Consider the following 15,031-nt stretch of genomic DNA (forward strand, 5'->3'; position numbering starts at 1 on the left):
GTGACCATATGGCCGGTCGCTGTTAATCGCTATATATCCAAGTTTCTGACATATTTAGCATTTTCTTCGATAAATTCACGTCTTGGTTCTACTTTATCTCCCATCAGGGTTGTAAATGTCAGATCCAGTTCGGACGATGTCTCTTCATCCATCGTCACACGCAGGAGGATTCTGTGTTCGGGATCCATCGTAGTCTCCCAGAGCTGTTCTGCATCCATCTCTCCCAGCCCTTTATAACGCTGGATCTTATTGTTGCTGTCTCTTCCTACCTCGCTGATGATCTGCGCCAGTTCTTCATCGCTGTATGCATACCATACTTTCTTATTCTTTTCCAGCTTATACAGCGGCGGCTGTGCCAGATATACATATCCTTCTTTGATAAGATCTGGCATAAAACGATAAAGGAATGTCAATAATAACGTACTGATATGAGCACCGTCTACATCGGCATCTGTCATTATTATTATCTTGTGATATCTGAGTTTGCTGATATCAAAATCTTCATGGATGCCTGTTCCGAAAGCAGTGATCATTGCCTTGATCTCAGCATTTCCGTAGATTTTGTCGAGGCGTGCCTTCTCAACATTAAGGATCTTTCCTCTCAGCGGAAGGATAGCCTGGGTTGCACGGTCTCTGGCTGTCTTTGCAGAGCCTCCGGCGGAATCTCCCTCTACGATATAGATCTCACAGTTTTCCGGATTTTTATCGGAGCAGTCTGCCAGTTTTCCCGGGAGAGATGTAGAGTCGAGGGCTGATTTTCTTCTTGTCAGATCCCTCGCTTTTCTTGCAGCTTCCCTGGCTCTCTGTGCCAGAACAGATTTCTCGATCGTCATCTTTGCAACGTTCGGATTCTGTTCCAGGAATATTTCAAGCTGGCTGGAAAGAACGCTGTTTACAGCCCCCTTTGCCTCGCTGTTTCCGAGCTTCTGTTTTGTCTGTCCCTCGAACTGCGGATTCTCGATTTTAACACTTATGATTGCCGTAAGTCCTTCTCTTATGTCTTCACCTTTAAGATTCGGTTCGCTGTCCTTTAACAGTTTGTTTTTCCTTGCATAATCATTAAATGTCTTTGTCAGCGCGCTTCGGAATCCTTCTACGTGAGTTCCTCCCTCAGGAGTCGTAATATTATTTACAAAACCGTACGTATTGTCACTGTATGAATCGTTGTGCTGCATGGCCACTTCCACTGCGACGCCGTCTTTCATGCCCTCACAGTATATGATCTGGTCATAGAGCGGCGTCTTGCTGCGATTCAGATATGTGACAAATTCCTTGATACCGCCTTCGTAGTGGAATGTATGCTCTCTGAGTTCTTCCCCTCTCCAGTCTCTTAATACAATCTTGAGCCCTTTTGTAAGGAATGCCATTTCCCTGAAACGCTGCTTTAATACATCATAGTCAAATACCGTCTCTTCAAATATTTCTGCATCCGGGAAAAATGTAACCTTTGTACCTGTCCGTTCAGGCTCACATGTTCCCACTACTTTCAGTTTATATACTACTTTACCTCTCTCGTATCGCTGTTTATATACCTGACCTTCATGGTAGATCTCAACTTCCAGCCATTCAGAGAGGGCATTTACAACAGATGCACCTACTCCGTGCAGACCTCCGGATACTTTGTATCCTCCGCCGCCGAATTTTCCGCCGGCATGCAGGACCGTAAATACGACTTCCACTGCCGGAAGCCCTGCCTTATGGTTGATTCCCACAGGAATACCTCTTCCGTTGTCGCTTACGGTAACAGAACCGTCTTTATTGACATCTACCTGGATTTCATCACAGTAGCCTGCCAGAGCTTCATCAACTGAATTGTCCACGATCTCATATACGAGATGATGAAGTCCTCTCGATGAAGTGCTGCCTATATACATACCAGGTCTTTTTCTTACGGCTTCCAGACCTTCGAGGATCTGGATCTGATCCGCGCCGTATTCAGCGTCAAATTCTGTACTTGATGCACCCATTTAATAACCTCCTAATTTGCGTTTACTGCATGACCGTTCTTGATGTGGAATATCTTGTTTATCGAAAATCTGTGATTTACGAATTCATCAAGACCGGTACATGTGATTATCGTCTGTATATCATGAATACTGTCCAATAAATAGTTTTGCCGATGTTTGTCCAGTTCAGACAAAACATCGTCAAGTAACAGGACAGGGGTATCCCTGATCACTTTCTTTACCAGTTCTATCTCAGATAATTTCAATGACAGCGCCGCTGTTCTCTGCTGTCCCTGCGAACCGAACTTGCGGACATCCAGTCTGCTGTCAGTAGTAAAGCATATATCGTCCCTGTGCGGCCCCACTGTCGTGCTCTTCATCCTTATGTCTCTATCCCTGTATCTCTTTAATGCCTCTTCCAGAGACACATTTCCACTGCTCGCTTCATAGGAAATAGAGATTTTTTCTTTTTTCCCCGTTAACTTATAATGAATATCAGAAATTATTTCATTTACCTGCTTTATAAATTCTCTTCTTCTCTCCAGTATTTTGGTTCCGTATGCAGCAAGCTGCATATCCCATATATCGAGAGTATCTAACAGATTCTTCTGTCCATATATATCTTTAAGCAAGGAATTTCTTTGATTTATGATACGATTATAATTTGAAAGGTTGCTGAGATATATTTTATCAAGCTGAGACAATTCAAGATCGATAAATCTTCTTCTCCCCGCCGGGCCTTCTTTTATGATATTTAAGTCCTCAGGAGAAAAAAACACAAAATGTACGATGCCAAACAACTCTCCTGCCTTCCTGATCGGAACTTTATCAATAGCGATTCCTTTCGGGCTGTTCTTCTTCAGGTGCATATCGATCTGAAAACAGATTCCCCTTTTTTCTACGATTGTCTCTATATGGGATTCATCATAACCAAACTGTATGATGTCTCTGTCTTTAGTACCCCTGTGAGATTTCGTTGTACCGGTCAGATATAATGCCTCCAGTATATTGGTTTTTCCCTGCGCATTATCACCATACAGTATGTTGGTATTCGGATCAAAATTTAAATCTAACAGATTGTAATTTCTGTAATTTTTCAGCTTTAAAGATTTGATTACCATAACTTTCCCATCTAAATTATTTTACACTTTTTTTATATTTTTTTCAATGTATGGGACTAAAACTTACGGGTAAGTTTGTAACAGTCAATCATCCGATCTCTATCTCTCTTCCGTCATAAGACGCTATATCGCCTTTATGCAGCTTTCTTCCCCTTCTCGTCTCTGTCTCACCGTTCACACTGACCAGACCGTCCTGTATAACCTCTTTTGCCTCCGCACCGGACTCCACGAATCCGGCTGCTTTTAAAACCTGTCCGAGCCGGATAAAATCTTCTCCGGCTCTCAACTGAAATTTCTCCATATATTTTTCTCCTCTATATTGCTGCGTTAAAGTTTACAGGAAGGATCAGATAAATATAGCTCTGCTCCTCATCCTTGATAAACAGCGGCGCCTTTGCATTCATGAAATAAAGATCCACTTCCTCATCATCGATGACACGCAGGGCATCGATAAGGAACTTGGGATTAAATCCGATAAGCAGATCTTTTCCCTCTTTGATACACATGATCTCTTCGTCCATTGAACCGATCTGTGATTTGATCTTAAATTCCATGGATTCATCCTTGATATCAATGATGATCGGCTTCTTGTCTCCCTCTTTGATGAGCAGAGTTGCCCTGTCGATACAATCCAGCAGTTCTCTTTTATTGATCCTTACTTTTGTCTCATAATCACTTGAAAGCATCTGATCGATCCTGAAATACTCTCCTTCGATCAGTCTTGACACTACAACTGTCCGGTCAAATTCGAACACAATATGATTTCTAGTAAACGAGATATCCACGTCCGCCTCTGCTTCACCTCCGATGATTTTACTGATCTCCTGAAGTGTTTTGCCCGGTACGATCACTTTCTTCGGCGAATAGGAATCTTTAAGCTCTATCTTACGGATTGAAATCCTGTGTCCGTCAAGTGACACCACTTTCAGAATATTGTCCTCAATTTCAAAGAGTTCACCTGTCATCATCTTGTTCGTATCACTGTCAGCGATAGAGAAAATTGTCTGACGGATCACTTCCTTCAACGTGAACTCGGACACCGTAATAAAGTCGTCTTTCTCTACCGCCGGAAGGTAAGAGAATTCATCTCCCGGCTGCGCAGCAATGTTAAACTTAGCCTTTTCACATGTGATAAGGACCTGGCTGTCCCCCTGTGTTTCGATTACGATTTCATTGTCCGGCAGCTTTCTTACAATCTCTGAAAATATCTTTGCATTCAGGGCTATAATACCTCTTTCAACGATCTCTCCGTCTATGGATGTCTCGATTCCCAGTTCCATATCGTTAGCTGTCAGTTTAATTACATCCGTAGATGCATCGATCAAAATACATTCAAGGATTGGCATTGTTGTCTTGGATGGAACTGCCTTAGATACAATGCTTACTCCTTTAGACAGATTGCTTTTTGTACAGATGATCTTCATGTGATTATAACTCCTTTCTTCGTTATGACCGTGAACATCACGGCATATCGCTGAGGTGATTTGTTGGTGTGTGGAAAAGATCCGGCGGACGCGTATTATGCAGTATGGTATGATATCAATTCCGCCTTAGTATTATTAGGGGCTGTGAATATGTTAATAACTGCTTCAAAGCCCCTGAAATAAAGGGTTTGCCGTATTAATAACTCTGTGGAGCACTATGAGACAGAATGAGGAAACGGTGGGAATAAATTATGAGCTTTTTCAAAGTGAATGTAATAAAAATATGTTATACACATCATATTCCACAGTTTGTCTACAGAGTTATCCACATTATATGGTTTATATCGGATTAATTTTCTTCTTTATTATATTAACAGTGTTATTGAGAGCTTCGTCTGACTTAAGCTCATTTTCAATCTTCTTGACTCCGTGATTTACGGAAGCGTGATCCTTTCCTCCTAACAGAGCACCGATTGCCTTTAAAGGCGTATCGGTCAGTGTTCTGCAGAGATACATCACGATTTGTCTAGGAAGTACGATCTCAGCATTCCTCTTTTTACCTTTAAGCTCAGATATAGGAATATTGAAATGTTCTGATACGATATCAATGATGAGCTCCGGTGTTACAGGCCGGTTGTTGTCCGGAGATATCATATCTTTCAGAGCCTCAGCGGCAAGAGAGATATCGATCGGCTTGTTCTCGAGGTTCGAGAGAGCGATCAGTTTATTTAAAGATCCCTCAAGTTCACGGATATTTGACTTAATATTATTTGCTATGTATTGCATGACCTCATCCGGTATATGGTATCGGTCCAGACCGTCAAGTTCTTCTTTCTTTCTTAAGATCGCCATCCTTGTCTCATAATCAGGAGCCTGTATGTCTGCGATCAGTCCCCACTCGAATCTCGTTCTGAGTCTCGCCTCAAGCGTCTCGATATCTTTCGGGGGCTTATCACTTGAGATGATGATCTGCTTTCCTGATACATGGAGATGATTAAATGTGTGGAAGAATTCTTCCTGCGTACTTTCTTTTCCTATAATAAACTGAATATCATCGATAAGAAGTACGTCGTTGTTCCTGTACTTTTCACGGAACTTTGTCATGGCGAGCTCACTGCCTGTCTTACCTGCTTTCAGTGCGTCGATCAGCTCGTTGGTAAATGTCTCGCTGGTCACGTAGAGAACCTGTTTTGTCGGATCATTTTCAAGGATAAAATGTGCAATGGAATGCATAAGATGTGTTTTTCCAAGTCCGACTCCTCCATAAATAAAAAGAGGATTATATATCTCTCCAGGTGATTCGGCTACGGCCAGAGAAGCAGCATGTGCAAAATTGTTATTGCTGCCCACAACAAAAGTGTCAAATGTATATTTAGGATTTAAGTTAGCCTTCTCAAAGAGAGTGTTGACTCTGTTTTTCTTTATAATATTATCTTTCTTTTCCTGTATAACAGTCTGATTGTCAGTCACAAAAGCAACTTCATATTCAATACCTGTTACTTCCGCGATACATACTTTAAAAGGAAGCAGATATTTCTCCTCAATATGTTCAAGGCTTGCTCTTAATTTTACGAGGATATATACAGTATCATCCGTGACCTCATAAACTGTAAGAGGCGCAATCCAGGTGTTATAAGAAATGTTGGATGAGCAGTATTCCAGCTTCATCTTATTTAATATCTGTTCCCAATTCTGTTCTACAATGTTCATCGAAAGTAACTCCTAATCAATAGAATAGAGAGATCTTCAGGCAGAGTCTCTCTACTACATTTTACATCAAAAAAGGGTGTGAATCAACGAAAAATAATGTGTATAACTTTATCAACAGCCATGAATACACAAAATATAATGGCTCTGAAAAGAAATTATTTTTTATCAACACTTTATTTTGCAGTTTTTCACAGGTTATCCACATTGTGTAGAGTTATCCCCAGAGTGTGAATAACAATTGTTAATAATGTGGATAAAAACAGGTTACGGTAAACTGTAACAAAAAATATCAGTTTAGCCCGATTTTGCTTGACTTATCGGGGGTTTTTCTCTATAATTAAATGCGCGTCTTTTTAGGATAAGGCAAAAAGAAGTTGTTAATCATGTGAATACTTTATTATAAGTATCAGAAAAAGGGAGGTGTATTGGGGATGAAGATGACATTTCAGCCAAAGAAGAGATCAAGATCTAAAGTTCATGGTTTCAGAGCAAGAATGAGCACACCGGGCGGAAGAAAAGTTTTAGCTGCCAGAAGAGCAAAAGGAAGAAAACAGTTATCAGCTTAGGCCGCATATATGTGGCCTTTTCTTCTATTCAGAGATAAGTATAAGGAAGAGGTTTTTATATGAAATTCTCTGAATCTTTAAAGAAAAATAAAGATTTCCAGAATGTCTATAAAAAAGGAAGATCCCTTGCAAACAGCTGTCTTGTAATGTATATTCTCAAAAACGGACTTGATAAAAACAGACTTGGGATCTCGGTAAGTAAAAAAGTAGGAAACAGTGTCGTCAGACATCATCTGACACGGCTTGTAAGAGAAAGTTACAGACTGTCGGAAGAACATTTCCGGTGTGGATATGATATTGTTGTAATAGGAAGAACAAGCGCAAAAGATAAAGATTATCATGAGATTGAGAGCGCTTTGATCCACCTCGGAAAACTTCATAAAATATATATACAGGACAAAGAAATGTCCTGAACAAAAAGGAAGTGGCGCGGATGAAGAAAATCCTGTTATGGATGATCCGTTTTTACAGAAAGTATCTGTCAGGTCTGAAGGGATACAGTACATGTAAGTATTATCCCACGTGTTCACAGTACGGACTTGAAGCAATTGAAAAGTATGGTGCATTAAAAGGCGGAGCACTTGCCGTCTGGAGAATCCTGCGCTGCAATCCATTTTCAAAAGGCGGATATGATCCGGTACCTTAAGGAGGACAAGTAATGGAAGTTTATGGGCTTTTAGCCAGCGGAGGAATTTATGACTGGCCGGTCATAAAGCAGATTTCATGGATCTTAGGTCAGGTCATGAATGGAATCTACAATGTAATGAGCGCGATCGGGATCGAAAATATTGGTGTAAGTATCATCATATTTACGATCATTGTATACACAATACTCCTTCCGCTTACGATCAAGCAGCAGAAATTTTCGAAAATGACTGCTGTGATGAACCCTGAGATCCAGAAGATCCAGAAGAAATATGCCGGAAAAAAGGATCAGGTCTCACAGCAGAAGCAGATGGAAGAGACAAATCAGGTATATGAAAAATATGGTGTAAAGATGTCCAGCGGATGTCTCCCGTCATTGATGCAGATCGTAATCCTGTTCGGTCTGTATCCTGTAGTTCAGAACATTCCCGAATATGTAACAAAGGTAAGAAATGTATATGAACCGCTTGTCGAGAAGATACAGGCTGTAGCAGGATATAAGGATATACTGACAGAAGTGGCAGGTTCATCGGCTTCTCTGTATGATTTCTCTACGGCAGACGGAATTATGACGGCTCTGTATAAGTTCCAGAACAGTACATGGGAAGCGCTGATCGACAAGATGCCGGGTGTAGAGAATACGGCGAGAGAGACGCTTCGGGAAGTGGGACACCTCAACAATTTCCTCGGCATCGATATCGGATCTCATCCGTGGGAACTGCTTAAAGATGCGCTTGCGGCGGGAGCTGTAGTGGGAGTTATCCTTGCAGTCATCATTCCGATACTGGCAGGTCTGACACAGTTTATCAGTGTGAAGCTTTCCCAGATGAACACAACAACATCTTCACAGGATTCGGACAACCCGATGATGAATTCCATGAAGACTATGACATATACGATGCCACTGATCTCTGTTGTGTTCGGTTTCACACTTCCGGCAGGTCTTGGTCTTTACTGGGTGGCCAGTGCAGCGGTACGAAGCGTACAGCAGTTGGCGGTTAATAAGTATCTCAAGAGCAAGAGCGTGGAAGATATGATCGAAGAGAACCGCAAGAAGGCTCAGAAGAAGAGGGAGAAAAAAGGAACTTCTGCAGAAGAAATCAACAAGATGGCGACGAAGAGTACAAGAAATGTGGGAACTTCTTCGAAGTCAGGAAAAGAGCTTGCTGATCCGGCAAAGGAAGAGAAGATCAGACAGGCTCAGGAGTCCGCAAAGAATGCAAAACCGGGAAGTCTTACATCAAAGGCTTATCTTGTAAGCAGATATAACAGCGGTCAGAAGACAGAAGAAAAAGCTCCTGAAGATACTGAGGATAAGGCTGATAAGGCAAAAGATAAAAAGAAGAAGAAATAGTTATCTATTCCAGAGCAGACCGTGAAACGAAGACGGGCTGCATATGAGAAAGGTAGGAATCGGGATGAAAGGTAGTATCAGAGTATCAGCAAAGACATTGGACGACGCGATCACAGAAGCATTGATCCAGCTCGGAGTTACCAGTGATAAACTTGAGTATGAAGTAATAGAAAAAGGAAGTGCCGGATTCCTTGGAATCGGTATGAAACAGGCTGTGATAGAGGCGTGGAGAAAAGAAGAAGAAGAGCCGGAACCGGACATCAGAGAGATCATTAAAGAAGAAATGTCCTTCTCATTAGATAAAGAAAACGAGAAGAAGGAACAGATCCAGCCAAAGAAAGAGAAAAAGGAAAGAAGAGAGAAGAAAGAAAAGTTCTCTTCACAGGAAAAGAAAGAGAAACCTGCAAAGGAAAAAACGGTGAAAGAAAACACCGTAAAAGAGCAGGCTGCTGAAGCACCTGAAAGTGAAGCGCCTGTGAAAGAAAAGCAGGAACTTGCAAAAGTAGAAGAACAGACGATCAAAGCCGTAGAGGAATTTGTCAAGGATACATTGAAGGCAATGAATATGGAAGTGGAGATCGCTTCATCGATCGACGAGGACGGAGCTCTCTGTGTTGACATGAAAGGTGAACACATGGGTATCCTGATCGGCAAGAGAGGACAGACACTTGATGCTCTTCAGTATCTGGCTAACAGAGTTGCAAATAAGCATCAGGACGGATATGTCAGAGTAAAACTTGACACAGAAAACTACAGGGCGAGAAGAGAAGAGACATTAAAACATCTTGCAAAAAATATCGCTCATAAAGTAAAGAGAAACAGAAGACCTGTTGCACTTGAGCCGATGAATCCTTACGAGAGAAGAATCATCCACTCAGCACTTCAGTCAGATCCTTATGTGACGACTCACAGTGAGGGAGAGGAACCTTACAGAAAAGTCGTAGTGACATTGAAACGATAATAGGGAAAACAAGAAAAGGGCGTTTAAAACGTCCTTTTTCCTTTTTTACGGATATGGTATAATGATTGCGCAAAGCGCAATCCAGATCGAAGTCTTGACTTTCGGTAGATAGGAGATTATATGAAGAGTGATACGATTGCTGCAATATCGACGGGAATGACAAATTCAGGTATAGGGATCGTCAGGATCAGCGGAGCAGAAGCGTTTGATATTGCTGAAAAGGTATACAGAGGAAAAGACAGGATAACAGAGGCCCAGAGTCATACGATCCATTATGGACATATAATTGACGGTCCGGAGATAATAGATGAAGTGCTTGTAATGGTAATGAGAGCTCCGAGAACATTTACGGGAGAGGATACAATAGAGATAAACTGCCATGGAGGAACATTCGTAGTAAAACGTGTTCTGGAGACTGTTCTGAAAAACGGAGCCCGGGCTGCAGAACCGGGAGAATTTACAAAAAGGGCATTTTTAAACGGGAAGATGGATCTATCCCAGGCGGAGGCGGTTATCGATGTGATAAACTCAGAAAGTGAATATGCCCTCCAAAGTTCTATAAGTCAATTAAAAGGAAATATAAAAAATAAAATTAATGATATAAGAAATAAAATAATATACCACACAGCTTTTATTGAGACTGCTTTGGATGATCCGGAACATATCAGTGTGGACGGATACGGAGATACATTAAAAAGAGTGGCGGAGGAGATTACGGAGGAGCTGGAAGCTCTCATACGTTCTGCAGATAACGGAAGGGTGATGAAAGAAGGAATCAATACTGTCATAGTCGGGAAGCCGAATGCCGGAAAATCATCCCTTCTGAATGTGCTCTCCGGACACGAACGGGCCATAGTCACAGATATAGAAGGAACGACAAGAGATATTCTGGAAGAACAGATCAGGCTGGGGGAAGTAAGTCTGAATGTGATCGACACGGCTGGAATACGCAGGACGGATGATGTGGTCGAAAAAATAGGTGTGGACCGGGCACTGGAGTATGCTCAAAATGCAGATCTCATTATCTATGTAGCAGACGCGTCGAAAGAGCTTGATGAAAATGATGAGAAGATCATGAGACTTATACAGGATAAAAATACGATCATCCTTCTGAATAAGTCGGATCTTGATACAGTGATATCGGCAGAGCAAATGAAAGAAAGGGCAGGAAATATTCCGGTCATATCTGTATCGGCCAAGGAAGAACAGGGAATCAGAGAGTTTGAGGATAAGATCAAAGAAATGTTTTTAAAGGGAGACATTTCATTTAATGATCAGATATATATAACAAATGTAAGGCAGAAAAATGCTCTCGAGCAGGCTTTGGAAAGTATGAAAAAAGTAATTCAGAGCATAGAGGACGGCATGCCGGAAGATTTCTATTCCATCGACCTTATGGATGCATATGAGTCTCTCGGCAGCATAACAGGAGAATCAGTAGGAGAAGATTTGATCAATGAAATATTCAGCAAATTCTGTATGGGAAAATAAAGATGAATATGATGTAGCGGTAATCGGTGCAGGACATGCAGGGTGTGAAGCAGCACTTGCCACGGCAAGGCTTGGATTTCGGACAGTCATGTTTACCGTAAGTGTGGACAGTATTGCACTTATGCCATGCAACCCCAATATAGGTGGAAGTTCAAAAGGACATCTCGTAAGAGAGGTGGATGCACTTGGCGGTGAAATGGGAAAGGTGATAGACCGTACATTTATCCAGTCAAAAATGCTCAATAAATCAAAAGGACCGGCCGTACATTCGCTTCGTGCCCAGGCTGATAAAGCAGATTACAGCAGAGCGATGCGTCAGGTACTGGAAAATCAGGAACGGCTTGATATCCGTCAGATGGAGGTGACAGATATACTGACTGAAGACGGCAGAGTGACAGGGGTACAGACTTATTCGGGTGCTGTGTATCGCTGCAGAGCTGTTATCCTATGTACGGGAACATATCTTAAAGCGAGATGTATTTATGGAGATGTGAGTACTTATACAGGACCGAATGGTCTGCAGAGCGCTAATTATCTGACAGACAGCCTGAAGTCTCTTGGAATCAGGATGTATCGCTTCAAGACCGGTACTCCTGCCAGAATAGACAGAAATTCTATAGATTTCAGCAAGATGGAGGAACAAAAAGGTGACGAAAGAGTTGTGCCGTTTTCTTTTACGACTGATCCGGAAGATGTGCAGATCGACCAGGTATCCTGCTGGCTCACATATACGAATGAGAAGACGCATGAGATTATTCGCAGTAATCTTGACCGGTCTCCGTTGTTCTCCGGAGCGATAGAGGGAACAGGACCGAGATACTGTCCCTCCATTGAGGATAAAGTAGTGAAATTCCCTGATAAAGACAGGCATCAGGTATTCATTGAACCGGAAGGCATACACACGACAGAAATGTATGTAGGCGGAATGTCAAGTTCATTGCCTGAAGATGTACAGTATGCAATGTACCGCAGCGTACCCGGTCTCGAACATGCAAAGATCGTGAGAAATGCTTACGCTATCGAATATGACTGTATCGACGCACGGCAGTTAAAGTCTACACTTGAATTTAAATCGGTAGAGGGCTTGTTCAGCGGAGGCCAGTTTAACGGAAGTTCGGGGTATGAGGAGGCAGCCGCACAGGGATTGATCGCGGGAATCAATGCTGCCAGAAAACTGCAGGGAAAGGATGGCATTATAATCGACCGCTCACAGGGCTATATAGGAGTTCTGATCGATGACCTTGTGACGAAAGAGAGCCATGAACCTTACCGGATGATGACGTCGAGGGCTGAATATCGCCTTCTCCTGCGTCAGGATAATGCTGATCTGCGTCTTACAAAGATCGGCTATGAAGTCGGACTCATTGACGAGGAAAGATATCAGAGACTTTTAAAAAAGGAGCAGATGATCGAGAGAGAAACAGACAGAGTTAATCATACTAATATCGGAACTTCTGAGAAAGTACAGGAAGTCCTGAAATCTTACGGGAGCACACCTCTTAATTCAGGAACTACACTCGCAGAACTGATCAGGCGTCCGGAATTGTCTTACGATAAACTTGCTGATATTGATGAGAACAGACCGGATCTTCCGTATGACGTAGAAGAACAGGTAAATATAAATATCAAATATGACGGGTATATCAGGCGTCAGATGCGTCAGGTCGAGCAGTTTAAAAAACTTGAAAATAAAAAGATTCCGGATAATATCGATTATAATCAGATTAAAAGTCTGAGGATAGAAGCAAAGCAGAAACTGAGCCAGATAAGACCGGCTTCTATCGGTCAGGCATCAAGAATATCAGGGGTATCTCCGGCAGATGTATCTGTCCTGCTTGTACACTTGAAATAATGAATATGTAAACGAATAAGGAAAGCAGTTCAGCCGCCAGGACGAAGATGGCTGAATTGCTGCGATAAAATGTAAAAAGGAAGGATCAGTATAAAATCGATGGATAACAGCAAATTTATCAAAGAACTGGATACATTAGGAATTCATCTGTCGGATATACAGCAAGAGCAATTTGACAGATATTATGAATTGCTGATCGAGTGGAATCGGGTGATGAATCTTACCGGAATCACAGCGTATGAAGAAGTCAATCTTAAACATTTTACAGATAGTATTACAATTGTAAGAATTAATAACATGAAAAATGTATCTACCCTGATCGATATAGGTACAGGAGCCGGATTTCCGGGAATTCCGATAAAGATTGCTTTTCCACATATAAAAGTAGTTCTTCTTGATTCTCTTAATAAAAGAATTAAATTTTTGAATGAAGTTGTGGAAAAACTTAATTTGGATAATGTAGAGACATTGCACGGAAGAGCAGAAGATTATGCTAAAAAAGCAGAGTATAGAGAACAGTTTGATATGTGCGTATCCAGGGCAGTAGCAAACTTATCCACACTAGGAGAATATTGCATCCCGTTTGTCAAAAAAGGCGGATGCTTTGTTTCGTATAAAAGTGCAGATTCAGATGAAGAAATTTACCAGTCTGAAAAAGCAATTTCTATATTGGGAGGAAAAATCAGTAAAATTGATAAGTTTATGCTTCCGGGGTCTGATATGGGAAGAGCACTCGTAGTTATTGAAAAAGATAAGAACACACCGCAAAAATATCCGAGGAAAGCAGGAGTTCCTTCGAAGGAACCGCTTTAACTGTATAAGTTCAATAATACTAAGAAAACAGTATTGTTGTCTGGATCCGACAGAAAAAAGAAGATACTGCATTTATTACGCAGTATCTTCTTTTTTGATGCCTGTTTTTATTTCACTGTATTCCTAATTTGTGCAATGATGTTATTTCTTTAATAAATCTCGAATTTTATTCTTCATCTGAAAATAGTATTCTGATTTGTTCTATAAATTCATCAGGTTTTTCCACATGGGGAAGTTGTTTTGTATTATCTATTCCAACTATTTCTATAGAAGGTAATTGATTCTGGTATTGACTTGCGGAAAGTGTGTTTTCAGGATTTCCATTTCCAATAATAATAAATATGCTGTTGTTTAATTTACTGAGACAGAATAATATATTTGCATTTGTATATCTTGATTTCTGACATGCGTAGAGATATTTTGAACGTCCTCTGTCTTTGTGTGAAGATTCAAAGCATGTCAAAATATCTTTTTCACTCACAGCATTCTGGTCATAATAATAGGAAGACTTAAAATCCTGTGAAATTGTGCGCTTGTTTATTTTCATATTGTATATAAAAGTGCCTATAACAGGAGTAAAGAGCAGATGTTTAATTAATTTTGTGCGTTTAGTCGGTACCTTGGCAAGTGAGATAAGATTCTGAGGATTGATCATAGTAATCCGATTAATGATAGTTTCATCATTTGCACTCGCCATCAGTACAAATGACGAAGAATCGCCGGATACAATAATATCAGTTTTCTCTCCAATCACATGTTTGATAAAATCAGTAATCAACTGCACATATAAGAAATTTGTATATGTTAAAGCCGGATGATCCGAACATCCGCAGCCTAATAAATCAATAGAATATACTGTATTTGTTTTTGAAAGTTCTCCCTCGATATTTTTCCATTCATCAGAAGATGAACAGACATTAAAATTATGTACAAGAAGAATAGGAGATCCGTTTCCTTTCTTTTTGTAGGCAATTTTTCCGAATCTCCAATTGTAGTATTTATATGAATCTTTATTTAAATAATCGTCTGCAGTTGCAATATAGGAAAAAACTCTATTAATAATATGCATTGTTCCCAGCATAGCACCTGTGAATGTAGCAACAAAACCAACTTTTCTTTTCCAGCCCAAAAATATCACCTACTTTCAA

General features: G+C 40.9%; 14 protein-coding genes. 8 read left to right on the forward strand and 6 right to left on the reverse strand.

Going from position 1 to position 15,031, the window contains the following annotated elements; all coding sequences use genetic code 11:
• Positions 1 to 29: 29 nt before the first annotated feature.
• The 5 genes from gyrB to dnaA all read right to left on the reverse strand — a co-directional run bounded on the left by gyrB (position 30) and on the right by dnaA (position 6,201).
• Positions 30 to 1,967 carry a DNA topoisomerase (ATP-hydrolyzing) subunit B gene (gene gyrB / locus FNY66_RS07985; protein ID WP_150310787.1) on the reverse strand — a complete coding sequence of 646 codons (1,938 nt, stop codon included), beginning with the start codon at positions 1,965 to 1,967 and terminating at the stop codon, positions 30 to 32.
• Between the two features lie 11 nt (positions 1,968 to 1,978).
• Positions 1,979 to 3,067, reverse strand: a complete 1,089-nt coding sequence (gene recF / locus FNY66_RS07990; protein WP_150310788.1) for a DNA replication/repair protein RecF — start codon at positions 3,065 to 3,067, stop codon at positions 1,979 to 1,981.
• Positions 3,068 to 3,155: 88 nt separating this feature from the next.
• Positions 3,156 to 3,368 carry an RNA-binding S4 domain-containing protein gene (locus tag FNY66_RS07995; protein WP_087149866.1) on the reverse strand — a complete coding sequence of 71 codons (213 nt, stop codon included), beginning with the start codon at positions 3,366 to 3,368 and terminating at the stop codon, positions 3,156 to 3,158.
• Positions 3,369 to 3,381: 13 nt separating this feature from the next.
• Positions 3,382 to 4,491, reverse strand: a complete 1,110-nt coding sequence (dnaN, locus tag FNY66_RS08000; RefSeq protein WP_087149867.1) for a DNA polymerase III subunit beta — start codon at positions 4,489 to 4,491, stop codon at positions 3,382 to 3,384.
• A 339-nt stretch (positions 4,492 to 4,830) separates the two neighbouring features.
• Positions 4,831 to 6,201, reverse strand: coding sequence for a chromosomal replication initiator protein DnaA (gene dnaA, locus FNY66_RS08005; RefSeq protein WP_150310789.1), 1,371 nt, complete (start codon positions 6,199 to 6,201; stop codon positions 4,831 to 4,833).
• A gap of 431 nt (positions 6,202 to 6,632) precedes the next feature.
• On the opposite strand from dnaA, the gene rpmH reads away from it, so the two are divergent.
• The 8 genes from rpmH to rsmG all read left to right on the forward strand — a co-directional run bounded on the left by rpmH (position 6,633) and on the right by rsmG (position 13,883).
• Complete coding sequence (gene rpmH, locus FNY66_RS08010; RefSeq protein ID WP_004847680.1) at positions 6,633 to 6,767, forward strand: 50S ribosomal protein L34; 135 nt, start codon at positions 6,633 to 6,635, stop codon at positions 6,765 to 6,767.
• Positions 6,768 to 6,826: 59 nt separating this feature from the next.
• Positions 6,827 to 7,180 carry a ribonuclease P protein component gene (gene rnpA, locus FNY66_RS08015; protein ID WP_150310790.1) on the forward strand — a complete coding sequence of 118 codons (354 nt, stop codon included), beginning with the start codon at positions 6,827 to 6,829 and terminating at the stop codon, positions 7,178 to 7,180.
• A gap of 20 nt (positions 7,181 to 7,200) precedes the next feature.
• Complete coding sequence (gene yidD, locus FNY66_RS08020; protein WP_205131081.1) at positions 7,201 to 7,413, forward strand: membrane protein insertion efficiency factor YidD; 213 nt, start codon at positions 7,201 to 7,203, stop codon at positions 7,411 to 7,413.
• Positions 7,414 to 7,425: 12 nt separating this feature from the next.
• Positions 7,426 to 8,766 carry a YidC/Oxa1 family membrane protein insertase gene (locus tag FNY66_RS08025; protein ID WP_150310792.1) on the forward strand — a complete coding sequence of 447 codons (1,341 nt, stop codon included), beginning with the start codon at positions 7,426 to 7,428 and terminating at the stop codon, positions 8,764 to 8,766.
• 64 nt (positions 8,767 to 8,830) lie between these two features.
• Entirely contained in the window at positions 8,831 to 9,727 is an 897-nt protein-coding gene (gene jag / locus FNY66_RS08030) for an RNA-binding cell elongation regulator Jag/EloR (protein WP_150310809.1), read from the forward strand.
• A gap of 120 nt (positions 9,728 to 9,847) precedes the next feature.
• Positions 9,848 to 11,218 carry a tRNA uridine-5-carboxymethylaminomethyl(34) synthesis GTPase MnmE gene (mnmE, locus tag FNY66_RS08035; RefSeq protein WP_150310793.1) on the forward strand — a complete coding sequence of 457 codons (1,371 nt, stop codon included), beginning with the start codon at positions 9,848 to 9,850 and terminating at the stop codon, positions 11,216 to 11,218.
• Entirely contained in the window at positions 11,184 to 13,070 is a 1,887-nt protein-coding gene (mnmG, locus tag FNY66_RS08040; RefSeq protein ID WP_150310794.1) for a tRNA uridine-5-carboxymethylaminomethyl(34) synthesis enzyme MnmG, read from the forward strand. Before mnmE ends, mnmG begins: the two co-directional genes overlap by 35 nt.
• Before the next feature lie 99 nt (positions 13,071 to 13,169).
• A complete protein-coding gene (gene rsmG / locus FNY66_RS08045; protein WP_150310795.1) occupies positions 13,170 to 13,883 on the forward strand; it encodes a 16S rRNA (guanine(527)-N(7))-methyltransferase RsmG in 714 nt (237 codons plus the stop codon).
• Between the two features lie 166 nt (positions 13,884 to 14,049).
• Here rsmG and FNY66_RS08050 read toward each other — a convergent pair whose 3' ends face one another.
• The gene (locus FNY66_RS08050; protein WP_408631285.1) at positions 14,050 to 15,021 is read right to left on the reverse strand and encodes an alpha/beta hydrolase; all 972 of its coding nucleotides are present in this window, start codon (positions 15,019 to 15,021) and stop codon (positions 14,050 to 14,052) included.
• Positions 15,022 to 15,031: the final 10 nt, after the last annotated feature.

The sequence above is a fragment of the Mediterraneibacter catenae genome (genome assembly GCF_008691045.1).
Lineage (GTDB): Bacteria > Bacillota > Clostridia > Lachnospirales > Lachnospiraceae > Mediterraneibacter > Mediterraneibacter ornithocaccae.

What these genes read in the sequence shown, in the direction of transcription:
- gyrB (WP_150310787.1), bottom strand. Translation starts at nt 1,967, where the DNA reads ATGGGTGCATCAAGTACAGAATTTGACGCTGAATACGGCGCGGATCAG.
- recF (WP_150310788.1), bottom strand. Translation starts at nt 3,067, where the DNA reads ATGGTAATCAAATCTTTAAAGCTGAAAAATTACAGAAATTACAATCTG.
- FNY66_RS07995 (WP_087149866.1), bottom strand. Translation starts at nt 3,368, where the DNA reads ATGGAGAAATTTCAGTTGAGAGCCGGAGAAGATTTTATCCGGCTCGGA.
- dnaN (WP_087149867.1), bottom strand. Translation starts at nt 4,491, where the DNA reads ATGAAGATCATCTGTACAAAAAGCAATCTGTCTAAAGGAGTAAGCATT.
- dnaA (WP_150310789.1), bottom strand. Translation starts at nt 6,201, where the DNA reads ATGAACATTGTAGAACAGAATTGGGAACAGATATTAAATAAGATGAAG.
- rpmH (WP_004847680.1), top strand. Translation starts at nt 6,633, where the DNA reads ATGAAGATGACATTTCAGCCAAAGAAGAGATCAAGATCTAAAGTTCAT.
- rnpA (WP_150310790.1), top strand. Translation starts at nt 6,827, where the DNA reads ATGAAATTCTCTGAATCTTTAAAGAAAAATAAAGATTTCCAGAATGTC.
- yidD (WP_205131081.1), top strand. Translation starts at nt 7,201, where the DNA reads ATGAAGAAAATCCTGTTATGGATGATCCGTTTTTACAGAAAGTATCTG.
- FNY66_RS08025 (WP_150310792.1), top strand. Translation starts at nt 7,426, where the DNA reads ATGGAAGTTTATGGGCTTTTAGCCAGCGGAGGAATTTATGACTGGCCG.
- jag (WP_150310809.1), top strand. Translation starts at nt 8,831, where the DNA reads ATGAAAGGTAGTATCAGAGTATCAGCAAAGACATTGGACGACGCGATC.
- mnmE (WP_150310793.1), top strand. Translation starts at nt 9,848, where the DNA reads ATGAAGAGTGATACGATTGCTGCAATATCGACGGGAATGACAAATTCA.
- mnmG (WP_150310794.1), top strand. Translation starts at nt 11,184, where the DNA reads ATGAAATATTCAGCAAATTCTGTATGGGAAAATAAAGATGAATATGAT.
- rsmG (WP_150310795.1), top strand. Translation starts at nt 13,170, where the DNA reads ATGGATAACAGCAAATTTATCAAAGAACTGGATACATTAGGAATTCAT.